This window comes from Vibrio salilacus (genome assembly GCF_002811245.1).
Lineage (GTDB): Bacteria > Pseudomonadota > Gammaproteobacteria > Enterobacterales > Vibrionaceae > Vibrio > Vibrio salilacus.
In genome coordinates this window covers 148,395-168,113 of sequence record NZ_NIVQ01000004.1, presented here as the reverse complement: position 1 = coordinate 168,113, position 19,719 = coordinate 148,395, and the positions used below count along the sequence as shown (strand labels likewise).

Below are 19,719 nucleotides of genomic sequence, written 5' to 3'. Positions count from 1 at the left end.
CAGCCGGAGTCATTTCTGAACTCCGGCTGATTTATTACGCCTATAAAAAACCACCAGTTATAAGGTGGTTTTTTATATTCGTTGTTGGTCACATATACTTACAACACCTTACAAGCAAACCCTTTAAGGTAGAAACCCTCTGGATATGCACTGTCGGTAGGGTGGTCGGCGGCTTGTTCGAAACGTTCGATAAACTTCACCTCGCGTCCTGAATCTAAGGCAGCGTCAGCAATCACTTTTTGAAATAAGTCGCCACTCATCAGCCCAGAGCAAGAGTAGGTCAGTAGGGTGCCGCCCGGCTTCAAGATCTGCATCGCTAACATGTTGATATCCTTATATCCATTAGCGCCTGATGTTAAGTTGTTCTTACTTGAAACGAACTTAGGAGGGTCCATGATAACCACATCAAACTGAGTGCCTTGATCGCGATATTCACGCAGCAACTTGAATACGTCGGCATTTAAGAACACGGCACGTTTTTTCGAGATATCAAATTCATTGAGTTCAGCATTGTATTTAGCGGTATCCAGAGCTGGCTGAGAAACATCGGCATTGATCACGCGCTTTGCTCCGCCTTTTAGAGCGTATAGGCCAAAGCCTCCGGTGTAAGAGAAACAGTTCAGCACTTCTTTATCTTGTACGTACTTCATTGATTGTTGACGACTGTCGCGCTGATCGAGATAGAACCCCGTCTTGTGACCACCGATAATATCAACACTAATTTTGACGTCGTTCTCTTCAATAACGACTGATTTAGGAGGCTCCTGACCATGTAAAACCCCTGTCGTCTCTTCAAGTCCTTCTTTCTTGCGCACGGCCACATCAGAGCGTTCATAGACACTGCATTGAGGAAACACTTGTACTAATGCGTCAATTAATGACTGTTTATGGAACTCCGCGCCCGCACTGAGTAGCTGACACACTAGGTAATCTTGATACTTGTCGATAGTGATGCCCGGCAAGCCGTCAGATTCTGCGGCGATAAGTCGGTAGCCAGTTAAACCGTCGCGTTGAATAATGTCTTCGCGCAGCAGTTGAGCATTCTGAATGCGTTTAACAAAGAATGCAGTATCTATTGACTCTTTTTTAAAGCTCCATACACGAGCGCGAATTTGCGAGTTTGGTGAGTAAGCCGCTTTTGCTAACCATTTTCCGTCATGAGTAAAGACATCAACGGTCTCACCGAGTTTTGGCTCACCTTCCACCTTGTGAACACCACGAGAAAATACCCAAGGGTGTTTGCGGCGAAGAGATTTATCACGGCCTTTGACGAGATAGATAGCTGGAGTCATTGCACTGCTCAATTGTCTGTTTTGAAAGGAGGGGTATTTTGTAAGATGTGCCTTGGAAAAGCAAATAAAAGAGCCACTGAGTAGCAGCTCGCTAGTTTAGGTTTTTAGCCCAGTGAGTAAGGTTTCCATTGGTTAATCTGGCTACGAAGTTGCGTGATGTTCGAGTTGGTTGCGTCAGGAAGCCCAGATAAAATCGAAGCCTTGGCAATGTGGTTAAAAGATGGACCGCGCACCTCACGGGTTGATTCAGTAGTGCGGGAGTCCATCTGTTATAAACCTTATAAAGGCTTTAAAATTCTATAGCGATAGGCTGGCTACAAGCACTTGGCTGGTTTAGGTAGACCTGCAAGTTTGGTGGCTTGCTTGGCTGGCCCTTGCTTAAAAAGTTTAAACAGATACTTGCTATTGCCTTTCTCGGGGCCGTGCGCTTTTTCCAACGCTTTCACGAGCATACGTACTGCCGGAGAGGTGTTAAATTCTTCGTAAAACCTGCGTACAAAATGCACGATCTCAAGGTGTGCGTCGGTGAGTTCAATACCTTCTTGCTCGGCTAATATCTCGATCATGCCTTCTTGCCATTGTGTATGGTCAAGTAGGTAGCCCTGAGCGTCAGTTTCGATTTGTTTGCCGTTGTACTCAAACATCTTTTTGTCCTAAAACCAATGATATCAGTTAGGGTAGCGCAGCTTACCTTGAAGAAACAATATGACAAGTAGCAAAAAGCCCGAAAATCAGGTTTTCGGGCTTTTGATTCATCTGAAATCGACAGTGATTAGTCGTCGTTCATAATGCCTAGAATGCTTAGTAGGCTGATAAAGATATTGTAAATTGACACATACAGCGTGATGGTCGCTGAGATATAGTTTGACTCACCACCGCGAATGATGCCCTGCGTTGTCATCAAAATAGCCATGGTAGAGAACACAATAAACAAGCTGCTCAGTGCAAGATGAAGAATCGTTGACTGAATAAAGAAGCTCGCAATCATACCAACAACAAGCACAACGAATAGTGATAGCATCAAGCCACCCATCATCGAAAGATCGCGTTTAGTTGTTAGAGCGTAAGCCGATGCTGCCATAAACGACAGTGCGGTACCACCAAGTGCCATCAGGATAACATCACCCATCCCAGCGCCAATATAAGCATTAAGAATTGGGCCAATGGTGTAGCCCATGAAACCAGTAAACAGGAATGTGAATACGAGGCCCATGCTGTTGTTGCGGTTCTTTTCAGTCAAAAATAACAGGCCGTAGAAACCGACGAGCATGATGATGATTCCAGGACGAGGAAGGTTCATCGCCATAGAAACACCAGCAACAACCGCAGACCAAAGCAGTGTCATTGACAGTAGAGCGTAGGTATTACGTAATACTTTATTCGTTTGCAGAGCACTTTCTTGTGTTGAAGTGCGGGTAAACATAGGACTGTTCATAATCTTCCTCGTAAGGTTTTATGTTTATACCAACATATATGAGGCCGAGTAACAAAAAGATCAAGCCCCAACGAGATGAGTCGTTAGTAAAATAATAATAGAAATAGATGCTTATGTATTTTGAAAGATGTAACACAATATAACAACTAAAAAGGGCGACCGAAGTCGCCCATTGAGCAAACTTTACTATTAATGGTGCAGAATCTGCGCCAAAAAGTTTTGCGTTCGATCTGATTGTGGGTTTTCGAAGAAATCAACCGGGTTGTTTTCTTCGATTATTTCACCCGCATCCATAAAGATAACCCGATCAGCTACTTCTTTCGCAAATCCCATTTCGTGAGTGACACAAAGCATGGTCATGCCTTCTTCTGCGAGCTCAACCATAACGTCCAATACTTCACGTACCATCTCAGGATCAAGTGCCGAGGTTGGTTCATCAAACAGTATCACTTGTGGATTCATACATAAAGAGCGAGCAATGGCGACACGTTGCTGTTGACCACCAGAGAGTTGACCTGGGTATTTTTCGGCTTGTTCTGGGATCTTAACGCGTTCTAAATATTTCATTGCCACTGCTTCAGCTTCATCTTTAGGCATTTTCTTTACCCAAATTGGTGCCAAGGTACAGTTTTCGAGTACCGTTAAGTGAGGGAACAGATTGAAGTGTTGAAAACACATTCCTACCTCACGGCGAACGGCTTCGATGTTTTTTAAGTCTTCGGTCAGCTCGTTGCCAGAGACAATAATCTGACCTTTTTGGTGTTCTTCCAAACGGTTAATACAACGGATCATCGTTGACTTACCTGAACCTGATGGGCCACAGATAACGATTTTCTCGCCTTGTTTTACGTTTAAATTAATGTTTTTTAGTACGTGAAACTCGCCGTACCACTTGTTCATATCCTTAATTTGGATCATATAATCTTGTTGTTGCGTCATAATACGTCCTTGAATTTTTTGCTACCAATTCCGTCAATCAAGTCGATGACCGACGGCATTGGTACGAATTATCGTTTGTGACCGGTATGGAGTTTGTTTTCTAGCCAAATCGAATACCTCGACATGCCGAAACAAAATACCCAGAACACTAACGCGACAAATACATAACTTTCTGTGGCAAAACCTAACCACTCTGGATCGGTATTGGCAGCCTGACCGATACCCAGTACATCGAACATGCCGATGATAAGCACTAGGCTGGTATCTTTGAACAAGCCAATGAAGGTGTTGACGATTGATGGAATAGTGATCTTCAATGCTTGCGGCAGAATAATCAATCCCATTTTCTTCCAATAGCTCAGACCAAGGGCATCTGCGGCTTCGTATTGGCCTTTTGGAATCGCCTGTAAACCACCACGAACCACTTCAGCCATATACGCTGAGCTAAACAACACCACACCAATTAACGCGCGGATGAGTTTGTCTGTCTCTGAACCTTCAGCAAGGAAAAGAGGCAACATGACCGAGGCCATGAATAGCACGGTAATCAATGGTACCCCACGCCAAACCTCAATGTAGATGGTACACATGCTGCGGATGATTGGCATTTCTGAGCGGCGTCCTAACGCCAATGCGACACCGATAGGCAATGAAACCACTATCCCGACTAACGCAATGATTAACGTAACAAGTAAGCCGCCCCATTTGTGGGTTTCGACTACTTCTAGACCAAATACACCACCATATAAAAGTGCAGCAATGATAAACGGGTAGATGTTAACGAAAAATAACCAAATCCACGTACGTTTAGGCGTTTTTTCATAGGCTAATAATACGGTGAAGATCGCTAAGGTGGCATAGAACAGGCGAGGGCGCCACAGTTCTTCTTGTGGGTAGAAGCCATACATAAACTGCTCCCAACGCACACTAATAAACACCCAACATGCGCCTTCGCGACTGCAAGCATCGCGAGTGGTGCCGACCCAATCCGCTTTCAATAATGCCCAGTCAAACACATTCCAAAGTAAAGTAAACGATAAGTAGGCAAGAATAATGGTAATAACTGAGTTAATCGGGCCATTAAATAGGTTTTTACGCAGCCAACCGACAGCACCTACCGTGTTGCCAGGTGGCGGAAGATCGGGTTGAAATTGATGTACACTCATATTATCTCTCCACCAAGGCCACTTTACGGTTGTACAGGTTCATCAGCGCGGATGTGAGTAGGCTGAGTGTTAGGTATACGCCCATCGTCATTGCAATGATCTCGATTGCCTGGCCAGTTTGGTTTAGCGTTGTCCCTGCAAATACAGAAACCAAGTCTGGGTAACCAATCGCCATCGCGAGCGATGAGTTTTTAGTTAGGTTTAAGTATTGGCTCGTAAGAGGAGGGATGATAATACGCAGTGCTTGCGGGATCACGACCAGCTTCAACGTACGTGAGCGTGGTAAACCTAGTGACATTGCTGCTTCAGTTTGACCGTGGCTTACAGCATTAATGCCTGAACGTACGATCTCTGCGATAAATGATGCGGTATAGATACTCAATGCAAGCAATAGGGCTGCAAGCTCAGGAATAATACTAATACCACCTTGGAAGTTGAAACCCTTCAGTTCGGGGTATTCGGCGGTAATAGGCGCACCCATGATAAAATAGACGACAACGGGCAAAGCAAAACACAAACCAAGTGCAATACGCCCCATAGGCGTGATTTGACCAGTTAGTTTTTGTCTGTTTTTCGCCCAGATACCAATAAAAACTGTCGCTATCACGCCCAGTACAAATGCACCAACTACAAACGATGAACCCTGTTCAAAAATAGGGGCAGGAAAGTACAGGCCTCGAACGTTGAGGAAAATTGCCTCACCTAAACTCATACTTTGACGAGTTGATGGCAGGGCTTGAAGTACGGCGAAGTACCAAAAGAAAATTTGCAGCAACAAAGGGACGTTTCGGAATATTTCGATATAAACGGCGGCAAAGCGACTAACCAACCAGTTAGACGACAAGCGCGCGATACCAATAATAAAACCGATAACGGTCGCTAGGATGATGCCAAAAAATGATACGAGTGCAGTATTTAGTAGACCGATAATAAAGGTACGGCCATAAGAGAAAGTTTCGTCGTATTCAATCAGTGTTAGGCCAATCCCAAACCCTGCTTCTTGATTGAGGAAATCGAAACCAGTAGCAATACCGCGAGACTCTAAGTTGGTAAGAGCATTGTTGACAATGTTGTAAAAGAAAAAAACAAGCGCTGCAATCGCAATTATTTGGAAGACAACCGCTCGAAAGGTGGGATTGTAAAAAAGGTTAACGTTTGAAGCCGGTCTGCTCTGCGGCTTCGTCGTAACATTAGTAGGTTTCATACAGCTATAACCTCAAATCCATTTTAAAAAGGGCGGCCTAGACCGCCCATTTTTGTAGTTACTTAACTAACCTATCGTTAACGGATTGGTGGAGCGTACATGAAGCCGCCAGCGTTCCATAGTGCGTTTACACCACGAGAGATCTGTAGTGGAGATCCTTCACCGACTGTGCGCTCAAAGCTTTCGCCATAGTTACCAACTTGCTTGATAACTTGGTAGCCCCAATCATCACGAATGCCAAGACCTTTACCTTTGGGACCGTCAACACCAAGAATGCGTTTGATGTTTGGATCGGTTGATTTAAGCATTTGCTCTGCGTTTTGCGATGTAATGCCGTACTCTTCGGCGTTAACCATTGCAGAAAGCGTCCACTTAGCAATATTGAACCACTGATCATCCCCTTGACGTACAACTGGGCCTAGAGGTTCTTTGGAAATGATTTCTGGTAATACTTGTGCAGATGATGGGTTTTCTAGGTTCAGGCGAAGTGCGTACAGACCTGATTGGTCAGTTGTTAGCACGTCACAACGACCCGCGTCGAAGCCTTTAGATGTTTGCGCTGCCGTATCAAATACCACTGGCTTGTATGACATACCGCTGTTGCGGAAATAATCAGCAAGGTTAAGTTCAGTTGTGGTACCAGATTGAACACACACAGATGCACCGTCTAGCTCTTTAGCACTTTTCAGACCAAGCTCTTTTTTGACCATAAAGCCTTGACCATCGTAGTAGTTAACGCCTACGAAGTTGAGACCGAGTGCTGTATCGCGGTGTAGCGTCCATGTTGTGTTACGAGAAAGGACATCAATCTCACCAGATTGAAGTGCTGTGAAGCGTTCTTTCGCCGTTAGTGGAACATATTTCACTTTTGTTTTATCGCCTAGAACCGCTGAAGCTAGTGCTTGACAGTACTCTACGTCGATACCTTCCCATTCACCTTTTGAGTTAGGGTTAGAAAAACCTGGCAAGCCAGTACTTACACCACAAGTAATGAATCCTTGTTTAGTTACTTTATCCAGCGTGCTATCTGCTGCAGAAGCGCCTGTAGACATCAATGCAGTAGATGCAGCTACAACCGAAGCAATAAGTGTTAGTTTATGTGCCATTTGTATCCTTCCTGTATGATCCATGTTTGCTCAGGGTTTCCCTGATTCAACGATTAAAATTGTTGTGTTTTATTCATTATTAGGTTGCTATTGCTCGCTATCGAGTCTTAAGTAAATCAACCAGTTATAAGCGTAGGAAAGGATTTGTGATTTCTCAAATATATAATTTAAAAAGATTTTTGAGAGAACTCACAATTCCTGACAGACACTAGAATGGCTAAATGTTACTTAAATGTAAATAGTGCAACGCTTCACAGTTCTGGTGCGACAGGATGGTGTAACAAATTTATCAATACTTATAGATTTTGAAAGTTGAATGGGTGTCACGATCTGGTTTATATGACTGCAAATAATGTGAAATTTGGTGATTAATTATGGCTATGATCGAAATCACATGAAAGTCATGCCCCATTTTTGGTAGTATCGTGCGCAAAGTCGTTATTTTTAATTCAAGGAATGAAATGCAGTATTTTCCACTGTTTCTAGATCTGAAGAATAAACCCGTCCTAGTTGTGGGTGGCGGAGAAGTCGCTTGCCGAAAAGTTGACAGCTTAGTTCGAGCTGGTGCGGCGGTCACGATTATTTCGCCTCAGGTTGAGCCATACTTAATGGCTTTGATCAACGATGCTCATTGTCAGTGGGTACAAGGCTTTTATTCGGCAGACTTACTCGAGCCTCATTATGTGCAAGTGTGGGCGACGACGGATAACCCGAGCTTAAATCATCAAGTTCATCATGATGCCAAGCGTAAGCGGATATTGGTTAATGTTGTTGATGACCAACCGTTCTGCGACTTTATTACCCCCTCTATTGTAAATCGTGGGCGTATCCAACTCGCGATTTCTAGCGGTGGTGCCGCGCCAGTACTTATTCGTAATGTGCGTGAAAAGTTAGAAAGTATTTTGCCTCAGAACCTTGGACTTCAAGCGGACTTTGCCGCATCCAAACGCAATGACATTAAACAAAAACTCCCCTCTGTCGATGCGCGTAGAAAGTTCTGGGAGCGTTTTTTTGCGTTTGTTGACGTCGAGAGAGCTCAGGCCAATAGCGAACTTGAGACGGCTTATCAACAAGTACTAGCAATGGATGTAGATGATAAGGGGAGTGTGACTTGGATAGAGTACGGCGTTGATGTCGAATTACTGACTCTCAAGGCATTAAGGTTAATGCAGCAAGCAGAAGTTGTGCTCTATGACCACTCATGTCCGTTTGGTTTTGTGGATTTAGTGCGTCGTGATGCCGAACGTATCGAATACACTAGTGAAGCCCAGCTCTCAGGGGCCCTTGAGAGCGCCAAAGCCGAGCAATTAAGAGTGGTGGTATTTATTGCTCCGACCGCAAGCCGAGTGACCTTTATTCAAGCGAGTGATAGCGTATTGACACTAGGCAGTGCCTAACCAGTAATAAAAAAGGCTGAAGAATCAGCCTTTTTTATTTAAGCGATCAGTAGTCTTAATCGCGGAAGTTTTCAAATTGGAACGGTTGACCGAGTTCAGCTTCGCGGATCACGGACATCACAGCTTGCAAGTCATCACGTTTTTTACCAGTGACTCGCACTTTCTCGCCTTGAATAGAGGCTTGAACTTTCATCTTTTTGTCTTTGATTAGCTTAACGATCTTTTTCGACATACTGGTTTCGATACCTTGCTTGAAAGCCACAATTTGGTGCCAGTTTTTCCCTGACGCCTCTTCTTGTTTGGCTTCCATCGCGTTAGCATCAACCCCACGTTTGGCTAAGTTTGCGCGTAAAATGTCGCGCATCTGTTTGAGTTGAAAATCACCCTCAGCGTTCATTCTGACCGATTCGTCTTTCTGCATCTCGAATGACGCTTCTACGCCTCTAAAGTCAAAACGTGTAGTAAGCTCTCGCGAGGCATTATCTACAGCGTTGCGCAGTTCAACAGTATCGATTTCTGAAACGATATCAAATGATGGCATCTTAGTATCCTTATATTAACCGCGTGATTTAACAGCATCCGCTAACATTGCGAGCATAGTGGCAGTATCGTCCCAACCCAAGCAAGGGTCGGTGATAGATTGGCCATAAGTGAGGTTGCCGAGATCATCCATAGGTTGGTTGCCCTCAAGAATAAAGCTTTCGGCCATAATGCCAGCAACTTGATTATTACCTGACTTAATTTGCTCGCAGATGTCTTTTGTCACATCAAGTTGTTTACGATGCTGTTTCTGACAGTTAGCATGACTGAAGTCGACGACTAAACGTTGCGGTAGTCCAAACTGAGCTAATTGTTTGCAGGCAGCGTCAACAGAGGCAGCATCAAAATTAGGGCCGCTTTCGCCACCACGTAATATTACATGGCCATACGGGTTGCCGCTGGTGCGATAGACCGTCATGCGGCCATTTTTATCTGGCGAATAGAAATAATGCGAAGCTTGAGACGCGCGGATAGCATCAATTGCAATTTTGATATTGCCATTAGTGCCGTTTTTAAAGCCAACAGGACACGAAAGAGCAGAAGCCATCTCACGGTGAATCTGTGACTCAGTGGTACGTGCCCCAATAGCCCCCCAAGTAATCAAGTCAGCGATGTACTGACCTGTGATCATATCTAAAAACTCAGTTGCCGTTGCTAGACCTAACTTGTTGATGTCTAATAGTAGTTTACGTGCTTTATTCAATCCAGCTTCGAGGGCGTAAGATCCGTCAAGATTGGGATCCGTAATTAATCCTTTCCAGCCTACAACCGTGCGCGGCTTTTCAAAGTAAGTTCGCATGACGATGAACAGTTGATCTTTATACTGCTCTTGGACAGTGGCGAGACGCTGTGCATAGTCGATGGCCGCGGCCGTGTCATGAACTGAACATGGCCCAACAATCACCAGAAGACGTTGATCTTCACCGGTTAGGATATTTTCAATTTGACGACGAGATAGTGCGATACGCTCAGCGACTTCATCGGTAATAGGATGAGCTTGACCTAATTCTGCCGGAGTTGGCATGGGCCCTAAAGGTTGGGTTCTTAATTCATCGGTTTTCAGTGGCATACCACAGCCTGTTCTTTTTATTGCGAAGCGGTAAAGATAACGGAAACCAACCGAGGAATAAACTACTTATCTGGATTCTTACGCTTGCTTAAGTGTAAAAGTGAAATTTTATGCATTTTAGTAAGTTAAAAATGCTTTTGGCTCTTGTTTTCCCTAAGGTCGGGCGTTATGTTGAGTGGGTATAAGACAATAAAACCTTTGCACGGAGCAGTAATGAGTTTAAACAGTTCAAGCAGTTTGCATCCAGCACTCACTTTGGGGCAGTCACTTCCTAGCGCTGAAGAGCCAAGTGGTGATAGTCACCTATATGTCTCTTTGTCTGAGATGATCTTAGAGCACATTTTTTACCACCCCCTACATCACTTAAATGACTCTACCCTTAATGACAGGGAACAAGCATCAATCAATGCAATTTTAGGTGATCGTGAGGCGGAGTCTCATTTTGTTCAAACCTTAAGCGGCAAAATCAAACACGCGATTCAGCCAAGTCATCAGGCGATCCGCGTGAGTTTAAGTTGCGCTGATAGTGACAGTTTTCGCTCACTGCTAGGGGGGCAATGCGAAGCACAAGAAGCCAATCCTGCATTAGGTGTTCGTGGCGTCTCTCGTTATGCGACCCAAGCGTTAGGCCAGCAATTCGCTCTTGAGTGTCAAGTGATTAAAGCGCTTCAAGAGCAGGGTCACATTATCGATATTGTTGTGCCTTTTGTGCGTAGCTTATCTGATGCGGCGAAGATCATTGATTTGCTTGCTGAACAAGGTTTGCCACGTGGTCTTGACGGTCTTAAGGTTTTTTATCGTATTGATGTTCCTTCAGCGGCTCTGTTGTCGGAACGATTGCTGCATTATTTCGATGGTTTGGTCATCAATCTTGAAAACTTAACCCAATTTACGTTGGGGATCGACAGACTCAGCGAGCCTCTCGATTACTTATTCGATCCACAAAGCGAAGCAGTGTTGCAATTGATGGAACGAGCGGTGGCGTCAGCAGTAAACACGCATAAACCAGTGGTTGTGACCAGCAGTGGTCTAGTCGCTTATCCGAGACTGCAAGAGTATCTTGCTGAGCACGATCAGGTAGATGTTGTTGTGACAGTGTAATGCCTGTTTGGTATCATATCACTCTTTATACGCTCAATGTTAATGATATGTTGACATTGGGCGTTGTTCGTTATGAACTAGATTGAATTTTACTGGTCGGACAAGTTCAATGTTATCACCACTTACTAAAGCAAATCTCTACCTTAACATGTTTGGTTTTTTCAAAGTCCCTTTTATCTGGTTAGCAAGGCCAAAATTGTTACAGCTAGACTCAAACCGAGTTGAAGTAAAAATTCCTCTCAAACGCCGAACTAAAAATCATCTCAATAGCATGTACTTTGGTGTACTCGCGGTTGGAGCGGATGTTGCTGGCGGATTTATGGCAATGAATAAAGCGCAACAGTGCGGTCAGAAAGTCTCTTTGGCATTTAAAGCGGTGGACGGGCAATTTTTAAAACGGCCAGAAGCGGATGTGCATTTTATTTGTGAAGATGGACCGTTGATTGATGAAATGCTTGCCGAAACTTTTAAGACTGGCGAACGTGTCAATCAAGCGGTCAAAATAACCGCTATTTGCCCATCATTGCATGGCGATGAGCCGATGGCGGAATTTATGTTGACTCTTTCACTGAAGAAAATGGGTGATTAACTTCTTCGACCTCAATCTCTTCGACGGCAACGATTTTGCTCCGGTTTAGCACGATCTTCCAGCGATAATATTTGGGGTGGCCATCATAATTGTTCTCGCGAGCAATCAGGTTCACCAGGTGGCGCTTTTCGACTGATTCGCGGCTGACTTGACCATTATTATTGATATAGATCTTGTTTGAGCTTTTATCCATTAAACGGGTAATCGCGCGCAGACTGACCAACATGGACTCTCGCGTTTCTTCATAACCACTCATAAACTTGGAGGTCGACATTTCAGTTTTTGAGCTGTAGTGTAATACTTGTTCTTCGCGCTGCACGACGCGCTTTTTACGAATTTGCTTGATACGATCAGGCAATTTCTCGAACATTTTGTAGTCGAGCCATTCAAGCTTCTGTCCTACGGCCTTTTTGGTGGTGGGATCTAAGAACATCTTGCGCCATTTGGGGCGACCTTTACGAATCCAACGCCACATGACATCGCGCAAATCATCTTTAAATATTTCACGCAAGGCATAAACGAATGACATTAACACAATAAAAGAGACAGTGATTTCGCCCCAGTAGTCACGAGCCAAAATAGCCGTAATGGTAACAAAAACCATCACGAAGCCTGTCGCACTGCCTTTCACTGCACGTTTCATGTTGTTACCAAGTGATTGTGTTTTCTCTTGCAAAACGACAGGGTGCTCGATTAAGCGGCGCAGCAGACGCATTTTGTTGCTTAGGCGTGTAACGTCATCGCGAACATGTTTTGAGTTGTAGTTATTAAGCTTGCGGTGAGCGGCTTCTTTTTCAACAATCGCGAGTAAGCTCTCTTTTAAACTCTTATACTCACTGTCGCGCGGCATATGTGCCACCAGCGACATGAGGCGCTGACCAGTATACCAAGACAGATAGTTGTCGATATTGGCATAGTAACGCTTGAGGCTCTCTTCGTATGGTATACTTCGGCGAAGTTTTTTAAGAATATCCAGTGACAGGTAGATAACTTCGTCGACCTCATCGATGGTGACCGACTCTTTGTTGTGTTTGTTTAATTCGTTGACGGCTTTGTCTAACGCAATAACATATTGATATGCGAATAGGCTTAAGCTGACTCGGTATTGGGTTGAAGAGAGACGACCACGTTTGGCTAGGCGACTGTGCACCAGAGGAAGTAGGGTTTTGTCACTGTAGTAAGCACGTTTCTGTGTCATCGATTCGTAGTAAAACTCAGCCTCTTTCAGCACGTCTGGTGTTAAACCCAGCTCGCCAGGAATAAAAAAGTACAGATCGAGATCTGACTTTTTGGTGGCATTCATTGCATGTGAAATTTTAAGAGTAATGCCGTCCTGCTTATCAACAGTTAACAAAAAAGAGCTCCTGAAAAAAGTACCAAATATCTGGCGCAAGCATATCAGAGATTCGCTATAATCACCGCAAATTTAATGAGAGACAGTTGACATGATTAAAGTTGGTCAGATTAACCACTTAGAAGTTGTAAAAAAAGCCGATTTTGGCGTATTTCTTGATGCGGGCGACTATGGCACCGTACTACTGCCTAATCGTCATGTGCCTGAAGGTACTCAAGTGGGCGGTTATATCGATGCTTTTTTATACTTTGATTCTGACAGTCAGTTAGTCGCTACAACTGAAACCCCGATCGCACAAGTGGGCGAGTGGGGATTAATGAAAATCCAAGGCGTTAACGCGACGGGCGCTTTTGCTGACTGGGGAATTAAAGAGAAAGATCTTTTGATCCCGTTCAGTGAGCAGCGTGTGCGTTTTTCTGAAGGTCAAAACGTACTGGTTTATGTTTACACCGACAAAGCCTCTGGTCGCATTGTAGGTACCACCAAGTTTAATAAGCTGCTTGATAAAACGCCGGCTAACTATAAACAAAATCAACAAGTTGACTTGATTATCGCAGAGCGCAGTGATCTGGGCTACAAAGCCATTGTCGAAGGGCTACATTGGGGAATGATATTTACCTCGGACGTATTTGGTAAGCTATTTGTTGGTAAAAAACTCAAGGGTTACATCAAGAGCGTGCGTGAAGATGGCAAAATCGATCTCTCTTTGCAAAAGATTGGCGTGAGTAAGATGGATGATTTGAGCCAAAAAGTTCTCGATTTACTTAAGAAAAAAGGCGGGTTCTTACCACTCAATGACAAGTCGAGCCCTGAAGATATTTTTGCCGCTTTTCGAACCAGTAAGGGCACGTTTAAGAAAACTATTGGCGGTTTGTACAAGCAAGGTAAAATTGTAATTGAAAAAGAGGGCATTCGTTTAAGCTAATTAAAATGAATGGCTCGAAAAAAAAAGGCCCATTGCTGATCCTGCTTTGGGCCTAGGGGAAGGGCTCAGTGAGAGCCTGCGTAAATCATTTAATTACTCTTGCCTGTTTACATGATTAATTATAGTTCGTTCTACTGGTTATGCGCGCTTCGATGTGTAATTTATGCCTTAGCATGACCGATTAAAATAGGTTTTTATCGCGCACAAGCTCTCGCGGTAAACCATTTTTAATTCGATTACCAACCCATTTTCCCAATCCAATCACATCGTTATCGTACGTGACTAGTACTTCACCTTGTCCTGACATTCCCTCAGGTCGGACATCTCGTCCCATGTACCATTCACGTGCGTCTTCGACACAAAGTGCTACGCACATTTGTTCTTTACCGGTCGCTAATGCTGTTGCGACTTGGTGCTGCCAGCGGTAACCTTTTTTGTGTGTTTCAGCGATTTTGATTCCCATCCGTGAAAAACGAAGCTCACCAAGCATGGGCTCTAAAGCGGATGGAAATAACCACACATCTTTGTCGCGTAGCCAAACACAGGCTTGTTCGGGTAGGTCAATATCAAGAGTGTGTTTTAGTTGTTCAGTGATTTCTTGCTCAATTTTGGCACTTGCTTTTTCGAACGGAAATTTACCCAGTCGCTTTTTAACTTTCGGCGCGTCAACCGACGCCGTTTTTCGAATGCGAGCAACGAAGAAACCTTCACAGTCATACACTTGAGGAAATATATGAAGAAACCCTTCTTCAGTAAGCGCTTCTTTTGCGGCTGGGAATAAGCCAGCTAAACTTTCAAACTCAACCTGATCGGCAAATGTCTGTTTGAGATGATGGCAAACTTGTTGATTCTCTTCGATGCTTAGAGTGCAGGTTGAGTAGACCATAATGCCACCGGGCTTTAAGGCGTGGAATGCACTTTCAATCAAGTCTTTTTGCGTTTCGGCGATGTCAATAACGGATGCTTTATCCCAGTTTTTCATCGCATCGGCATCTTTACGGACTGTACCTTCGCCAGAGCAGGGGGCGTCTATTAGTACGGCGTCAAACTGCTCTGGTAGCCATCCGCCGAAAACGCGCCCATCAAAATTACTCAACGCCGTATTGCGTACGCCACAGCGCTCAATATTAGCATGAAGTACTTTGACGCGACTGGCGGCAAATTCGTTCGCAATTAATACGCCGTTATTGGCCATTTTTGCTGCAATCTGGGTGGTTTTTGAACCAGGGGCAGCCGCCATATCAAGCACGCTTGCAGCGACTCGATCTTCATCGGTAAACAGAGCCGACACTGGCATCATCGAACTGGCTTCCTGGATATAAAATAGCCCTGACATATGCTCTGAGGTATTACCAAGCGGAACTTGTGATTCATCTGCCTCAATCCAGAAACCTTCTTTACACCAAGGAACGACTTCTAGTTTCCAGCCTTTATCTTGGGCACGCTGCATAAACCTTTCGACCGATATTTTTAGAGTATTAACACGAATACTCTTACGCAAAGGACGCTGACAGGCGGCGATAAAGTCATCCATATTAAGATGCTTTGGGAGGATCTCTGCCATCTCTTTCAGAAAGGCTTCGGGTAGAAAAACGTTATGATGCACGGTGATGTCTCTGCTAGCGTGAAAGGGGGGCGATTATAGCTAAGGTTCAACAAGAAATACTATGGTCAAACCAAAAAACGCAGCTTTTTTTGCTGCGTTTTTCACTTGCTTAAGGTTTCGGTATGGCGGTTCGCCATTGTTTCCAGCTCTCTTCTGCTTGCGCATTGAGATAGAAAGACATGCCTGGCGGGGCAATCGCTTCGAGCTGTTTTTGTTCAGGGGTCGCAAACGTGATGCCGCCACGTACAATACTGCCGAGCGTGCCTGCTTTGATATTGGCACCTGAAAGGCCAATAGAAATATCGACACCAGAAGTATTCCAAAACACCGTATTACGTCGAACTAAATAGGCGTATTCTGGCTTAATCATTATGGTTGAAACGATACGATCAGCAAATGCACCAAGCTCAACATGAGTGACTTGTCCGACTTCCATTTCGCGATATAACACTGGGGTATTTTGTGTAATAGAGCCGCGCGATTCACTTTGCAACGTGAATTGAACACCGTGGGCAACCTTTGGGCCCTCATTTAAGACGAAGCTTTGACGCGCTTGGCCATGACCTGGGATCACGTTGATTGCTTGAGAAAGCAAATGTCGTACATTCTTAACGCCGCTTAAGCCTACTTCGGCTTGAGGAAGCCAGAAGAAAGACCCCTCTACCGCAATCTGCTGTGTATATTCTGGCAGTATACGCGCTTTAACCTCAATACGACTGCGCTTAAAGTCAGGGATAACCAGTGTGACTTCGCCTACTTTGACACCGTTATAAAGAATGTCTGCGCCTTCGGAGAGCGAGTTCTCTCCATCAAAGTAGAGGGTGATCAGCTGGCCAAATTTGCGTGCGGTTTTAAAGTCTTTGTACAGTAACCACTTTTCATTTTGCTTGTTGTCGACACCTGGTAACGAATCAAACGCGACTCCGCCTTTAATTAAAGAAGCCAGTGGGGCGGCCTTAATATTCACACCGGCAAGACTGGCATCAATCTCTACACCGGAACGATTCCAAAATACCGTCTGTTTAGTTACAAGATGACTATACTGATTTTCAATGCTCGCCATGATAATGACACCGCCATCAACGAGGTAGAAGTCCGCAATACTTCCAACTTGTAAGTTGCGATATAACAAAGGACTGCCTTTACTTATCGGCGGGAGATCTGAGGAAAACAGGGTAAGTTTGGTCGACCCCGACATATTGTATTTGGCCAGTTCAGCGAGCGACTTACTTGGGTAAAGTTGATAGGTGACACGCGGTTTACTTTGACCTTCACTGACAAAGCTGATCGATCCAGTTAATAACTGCTTCGCGGGTGGGACATTGATGTTGAGCCCCGACTCTGTCAAGTCTGCACTGGCACTTCCCGTTACATAGAAACGGTTAAGCGACTTAATTAAATGGGCATAATCACTATCAACCAGCGCATCAAATTGTACGCTATCTTTGACAAGTGCAACCGCAGTTATCGATCCCACACTAATACCACGATATAAAATACTCGCCCCTTTCTCGAGACCGTAAGAGTTATCTGCGGTTAAACGTAGTGCGACGGTTTGTGCTTGTTCACGTTTATACTCATCTTGTTTGACCGCGGTGAAGTGGCGCGAGCGTTCGCCATCACCGGGAGCAATGGTCAGGTAATTGCCTTTGAAAAGATTACTTAGGTTCTCAATACCAGACAGAGAGACTTTAGCCTCTTGCAAGATAAACTGACTGCCTGTGGTTAGCATGTCACTGAAAGCGGGTTGAATCGCAGCGGAGGCAAGGATACGTTCACGCCCTTGGCTAAGTTCGAGATCGGTAATTTGGCCGATTTCTATACCGCGATAAACAATAGGTGCCCCGGCGGCGCTGACTTTATTGTCGTCCGGTAAGGTTATTTTTATCGCGATTCCTCGTCCCGCGGTTTGGATGTCGGGGTAGAGTTTGAATTGGGTATTTTCGGCTACTGGCTCACCACCGTCAGGGGAGTCGACCGCAATTGAACCGCCAATCAAAGCACTCAGGCTCTCTAAACGCACATCAACGCCAGCAAAACCGATATTGGCACCAATACCACTCACATTCCAAAAACGGCTATCACCTGTGATGATGTGGCGGTACTCCTCGTCAATGCTCGCATTAATAATGACGCTTTTGTCATCAGCATCGAGTTGATAGCTGTAGACTTCACCTACCGGGATTTTACGATAGACAATTTGTGAGCCGACGGAAATGCCACCTAGATCGCGTGACTTAAGCGAAATACTAAGGCCTTCTTTGTTGAGCAGATCAGAAGGCGCGCGTTCGAGTGCCGTGAACTGTGTTTCTGGTTCAGACGATGCAGTTGCCGGAGAAATCGCAATATAGTTACCTGTCACCAATGCATCTAATCCAGAGATACCCGAAAGACTGGCAGTGGGTTTAACCATCCAGAAACGTGCGCCTTTGGTCAGCAACTTGGTCGCTTCAGGGTAAATATCAGCATCAACATAAATACTTTGTAGATCTTCGGCTAGGTTTATATCTTTAACCATACCGACTTCAAGCCCTTGGTAGCGAATGGTGGTGCGTCCAGCAATCAAACCTTGTGCATCGGAGAAATAAATCTGTATCCGTTGCCCAGCATCTTGGATTGCGCTAAAGACCAACCAACCAGCGAGCACCATTGTTAATATTGGCAGCAGCCACAGTGGCGAGACACCTTTATTGCGTTTCACTTTAGGTGAATATGAGTTTTGTGTTGGAGAGGGGTTACTCATTTATAGGCTCTTTCTTTTTAATTGTATCAGGGTAGTTATCCCAAATTAGTCTCGGGTCCATGCTTTCGGCGGCAAGCATCGTTAATACCACGACAAAACCAAATGCGACAGCACCATAGCCGGGCGTAAAGTCGAGTATTTGACCGCGATCGACTAAGGTCATCATGATTGAAATAACAAAAAGATCCATCATCGACCAGCGACCAATCCATTTGACTACAAAGTAAATGAGCATACGGTGTTTATGATAAATCTTACGCTTGAATTGAATTGCGAGGAGCAGGTAAGACAACCCTACGATTTTCGCGACAGGCACGACGATACTGGCGACAAAAATGATAGTCGCGATCCCCGTCATGTCGTTGTTGACTAGCGATGCCACGCCTGAAAAAATCGTGTCTTCTAGTCGTTTACCATTAGTCAGCAGAATGGATATGGGGATCAAATTAGCTGGAAAAATAGCAATGCTGGCGGCAATCAAATAAGCCCAAGTTTTTTGCATTGAATGTGGCTTTCTATGATGAATTGGGTTGTGGCAACGCAAGCAGTGCTCACCATCAGGTTGTGATAAATGACAATGGTGACAGTGTAGCGTTTTAACATTGATTGGATAAGTGTCCTCTGGCTCGAAAACTTCCCAATAACGTCTAACATTGACACGCGTCAGCAGCAGTACCGTTGTCAGTTGCAGTAGAACGAGACCAATCAATCCGGGGCCAACAAAAATGTCAGAATAGTCTTGCAGTTTAAAACACGAGATTGCAATGCTAATTAAAAAGACATCGATCATAACCCAAGGTTTTAATCGCTGTATTAGCAACAGTGATAATTTTAGGATTCGAAATGAATGGGTGCTTAGTGCAACGTGAGCGGCGACAATCGCACTGCAAAGCAGCAATGGCGCAATGGAACTGCAGAAAAAAATCAACATGGCTAAGAGTGCAAACCCTTCATCGATCAGAGTAAATATCCCGGATGGAAGGGTGGCTGGTATCATCAGGCCAAAAAGACGAATACTGATAAAGTCAAAAAAGTGTGAAGGGATAAATAGTACTAAACAGGTAATCGCCAATGCCAAATTACCCGAGAGCGAAGGTGTTCCACCTCGATAGAGCAAGGTATTACATCGAGGACAGAAAGCACTTTTTCCGCGCTCTACGGAGACTAAATCAACCGGAAGCTCGCAACCGTGACAAAGACGCACCGATGTGAGCCTCGATGGATGGGCGTGTGAAGTGGAAGAGTTGCTCATT

18 protein-coding genes are annotated in these 19,719 nt (G+C 44.7%); 4 read left to right on the top strand and 14 right to left on the bottom strand.

Annotated features, from left to right (window positions below):
- Nucleotides 1-98 precede the first annotated feature (98 nt).
- The 8 genes from CDZ87_RS04440 to CDZ87_RS04405 form a co-directional block, all read right to left on the bottom strand.
- Nucleotides 99-1,292 (bottom strand): class I SAM-dependent methyltransferase, encoded by a 1,194-nt coding sequence (locus tag CDZ87_RS04440; RefSeq protein WP_100752356.1) that lies wholly within the window; start codon nucleotides 1,290-1,292, stop codon nucleotides 99-101.
- Between the two features lie 104 nt (nucleotides 1,293-1,396).
- Complete coding sequence (locus CDZ87_RS16980; protein ID WP_157806447.1) at nucleotides 1,397-1,558, bottom strand: hypothetical protein; 162 nt, start codon at nucleotides 1,556-1,558, stop codon at nucleotides 1,397-1,399.
- Nucleotides 1,559-1,606: 48 nt separating this feature from the next.
- A complete protein-coding gene (locus CDZ87_RS04430; protein WP_100752354.1) occupies nucleotides 1,607-1,936 on the bottom strand; it encodes a TusE/DsrC/DsvC family sulfur relay protein in 330 nt (109 codons plus the stop codon).
- A gap of 128 nt (nucleotides 1,937-2,064) precedes the next feature.
- A complete protein-coding gene (locus tag CDZ87_RS04425) occupies nucleotides 2,065-2,727 on the bottom strand; it encodes a Bax inhibitor-1/YccA family protein (protein WP_038174795.1) in 663 nt (220 codons plus the stop codon).
- A gap of 189 nt (nucleotides 2,728-2,916) precedes the next feature.
- A complete protein-coding gene (locus tag CDZ87_RS04420) occupies nucleotides 2,917-3,666 on the bottom strand; it encodes an amino acid ABC transporter ATP-binding protein (RefSeq protein ID WP_100752353.1) in 750 nt (249 codons plus the stop codon).
- Nucleotides 3,667-3,734: 68 nt separating this feature from the next.
- A complete protein-coding gene (locus CDZ87_RS04415) occupies nucleotides 3,735-4,832 on the bottom strand; it encodes an amino acid ABC transporter permease (RefSeq protein ID WP_100752352.1) in 1,098 nt (365 codons plus the stop codon).
- A gap of 1 nt (nucleotide 4,833) precedes the next feature.
- Nucleotides 4,834-6,036, bottom strand: coding sequence for an amino acid ABC transporter permease (locus CDZ87_RS04410; RefSeq protein WP_100752351.1), 1,203 nt, complete (start codon nucleotides 6,034-6,036; stop codon nucleotides 4,834-4,836).
- A 77-nt stretch (nucleotides 6,037-6,113) separates the two neighbouring features.
- The gene (locus tag CDZ87_RS04405) at nucleotides 6,114-7,142 is read right to left on the bottom strand and encodes an amino acid ABC transporter substrate-binding protein (protein ID WP_100752350.1); all 1,029 of its coding nucleotides are present in this window, start codon (nucleotides 7,140-7,142) and stop codon (nucleotides 6,114-6,116) included.
- Between the two features lie 461 nt (nucleotides 7,143-7,603).
- On the opposite strand from CDZ87_RS04405, the gene CDZ87_RS04400 reads away from it, so the two are divergent.
- Nucleotides 7,604-8,539 (top strand): precorrin-2 dehydrogenase/sirohydrochlorin ferrochelatase family protein, encoded by a 936-nt coding sequence (locus tag CDZ87_RS04400; protein WP_100752349.1) that lies wholly within the window; start codon nucleotides 7,604-7,606, stop codon nucleotides 8,537-8,539.
- A 55-nt stretch (nucleotides 8,540-8,594) separates the two neighbouring features.
- On the opposite strand, the gene CDZ87_RS04395 is transcribed toward CDZ87_RS04400, so the two are convergent.
- Together CDZ87_RS04395 and CDZ87_RS04390 are read right to left on the bottom strand one after the other, a co-directional pair.
- Entirely contained in the window at nucleotides 8,595-9,080 is a 486-nt protein-coding gene (locus tag CDZ87_RS04395) for a YajQ family cyclic di-GMP-binding protein (RefSeq protein ID WP_100752348.1), read from the bottom strand.
- A gap of 15 nt (nucleotides 9,081-9,095) precedes the next feature.
- Nucleotides 9,096-10,148 (bottom strand): 3-deoxy-7-phosphoheptulonate synthase, encoded by a 1,053-nt coding sequence (locus CDZ87_RS04390; RefSeq protein WP_100752347.1) that lies wholly within the window; start codon nucleotides 10,146-10,148, stop codon nucleotides 9,096-9,098.
- Nucleotides 10,149-10,361: 213 nt separating this feature from the next.
- Between CDZ87_RS04390 and CDZ87_RS04385 the strand changes: the two genes are divergently transcribed.
- A complete protein-coding gene (locus CDZ87_RS04385; RefSeq protein ID WP_100752346.1) occupies nucleotides 10,362-11,249 on the top strand; it encodes a putative PEP-binding protein in 888 nt (295 codons plus the stop codon).
- Between the two features lie 109 nt (nucleotides 11,250-11,358).
- Nucleotides 11,359-11,838 (top strand): DUF4442 domain-containing protein, encoded by a 480-nt coding sequence (locus CDZ87_RS04380; RefSeq protein ID WP_100752345.1) that lies wholly within the window; start codon nucleotides 11,359-11,361, stop codon nucleotides 11,836-11,838.
- Here CDZ87_RS04380 and CDZ87_RS04375 read toward each other — a convergent pair.
- The gene (locus tag CDZ87_RS04375; protein ID WP_100752344.1) at nucleotides 11,801-13,192 is read right to left on the bottom strand and encodes a hypothetical protein; all 1,392 of its coding nucleotides are present in this window, start codon (nucleotides 13,190-13,192) and stop codon (nucleotides 11,801-11,803) included. The genes CDZ87_RS04380 and CDZ87_RS04375 overlap by 38 nt on opposite strands.
- 91 nt (nucleotides 13,193-13,283) lie before the next feature.
- Here CDZ87_RS04375 and CDZ87_RS04370 point away from each other — a divergent pair, with 91 nt between their 5' ends.
- The gene (locus CDZ87_RS04370; protein WP_100752343.1) at nucleotides 13,284-14,117 is read left to right on the top strand and encodes a CvfB family protein; all 834 of its coding nucleotides are present in this window, start codon (nucleotides 13,284-13,286) and stop codon (nucleotides 14,115-14,117) included.
- Nucleotides 14,118-14,298: 181 nt separating this feature from the next.
- Here CDZ87_RS04370 and rsmF read toward each other — a convergent pair whose 3' ends face one another.
- The 3 genes from rsmF to CDZ87_RS04355 form a co-directional block, all read right to left on the bottom strand.
- A complete protein-coding gene (gene rsmF / locus CDZ87_RS04365) occupies nucleotides 14,299-15,723 on the bottom strand; it encodes a 16S rRNA (cytosine(1407)-C(5))-methyltransferase RsmF (RefSeq protein ID WP_100752342.1) in 1,425 nt (474 codons plus the stop codon).
- Between the two features lie 109 nt (nucleotides 15,724-15,832).
- On the bottom strand, nucleotides 15,833-18,466 hold the full coding sequence (locus CDZ87_RS04360; protein WP_100752341.1) for a PqiB family protein: 2,634 nt from the start codon (nucleotides 18,464-18,466) through the stop codon (nucleotides 15,833-15,835).
- Nucleotides 18,459-19,718, bottom strand: coding sequence for a paraquat-inducible protein A (locus CDZ87_RS04355; protein WP_100752340.1), 1,260 nt, complete (start codon nucleotides 19,716-19,718; stop codon nucleotides 18,459-18,461). The genes CDZ87_RS04360 and CDZ87_RS04355 overlap by 8 nt, the downstream gene beginning before the upstream one ends.
- Nucleotide 19,719: the final 1 nt, after the last annotated feature.

Coding starts and splice junctions, on each gene's coding strand:
- CDZ87_RS04400 (WP_100752349.1), top strand. CDS start 7,604: ATGCAGTATTTTCCACTGTTTCTAGATCTGAAGAATAAACCCGTCCTA.
- CDZ87_RS04430 (WP_100752354.1), bottom strand. CDS start 1,936: ATGTTTGAGTACAACGGCAAACAAATCGAAACTGACGCTCAGGGCTAC.
- CDZ87_RS04420 (WP_100752353.1), bottom strand. CDS start 3,666: ATGACGCAACAACAAGATTATATGATCCAAATTAAGGATATGAACAAG.
- CDZ87_RS04380 (WP_100752345.1), top strand. CDS start 11,359: ATGTTATCACCACTTACTAAAGCAAATCTCTACCTTAACATGTTTGGT.
- CDZ87_RS04395 (WP_100752348.1), bottom strand. CDS start 9,080: ATGCCATCATTTGATATCGTTTCAGAAATCGATACTGTTGAACTGCGC.
- CDZ87_RS04360 (WP_100752341.1), bottom strand. CDS start 18,466: ATGAGTAACCCCTCTCCAACACAAAACTCATATTCACCTAAAGTGAAA.
- CDZ87_RS04425 (WP_038174795.1), bottom strand. CDS start 2,727: ATGAACAGTCCTATGTTTACCCGCACTTCAACACAAGAAAGTGCTCTG.
- CDZ87_RS04355 (WP_100752340.1), bottom strand. CDS start 19,718: ATGAGCAACTCTTCCACTTCACACGCCCATCCATCGAGGCTCACATCG.
- CDZ87_RS04415 (WP_100752352.1), bottom strand. CDS start 4,832: ATGAGTGTACATCAATTTCAACCCGATCTTCCGCCACCTGGCAACACG.
- CDZ87_RS04410 (WP_100752351.1), bottom strand. CDS start 6,036: ATGAAACCTACTAATGTTACGACGAAGCCGCAGAGCAGACCGGCTTCA.
- CDZ87_RS04405 (WP_100752350.1), bottom strand. CDS start 7,142: ATGGCACATAAACTAACACTTATTGCTTCGGTTGTAGCTGCATCTACT.
- CDZ87_RS04370 (WP_100752343.1), top strand. CDS start 13,284: ATGATTAAAGTTGGTCAGATTAACCACTTAGAAGTTGTAAAAAAAGCC.
- CDZ87_RS04390 (WP_100752347.1), bottom strand. CDS start 10,148: ATGCCACTGAAAACCGATGAATTAAGAACCCAACCTTTAGGGCCCATG.
- CDZ87_RS16980 (WP_157806447.1), bottom strand. CDS start 1,558: ATGGACTCCCGCACTACTGAATCAACCCGTGAGGTGCGCGGTCCATCT.
- CDZ87_RS04385 (WP_100752346.1), top strand. CDS start 10,362: ATGAGTTTAAACAGTTCAAGCAGTTTGCATCCAGCACTCACTTTGGGG.
- CDZ87_RS04440 (WP_100752356.1), bottom strand. CDS start 1,292: ATGACTCCAGCTATCTATCTCGTCAAAGGCCGTGATAAATCTCTTCGC.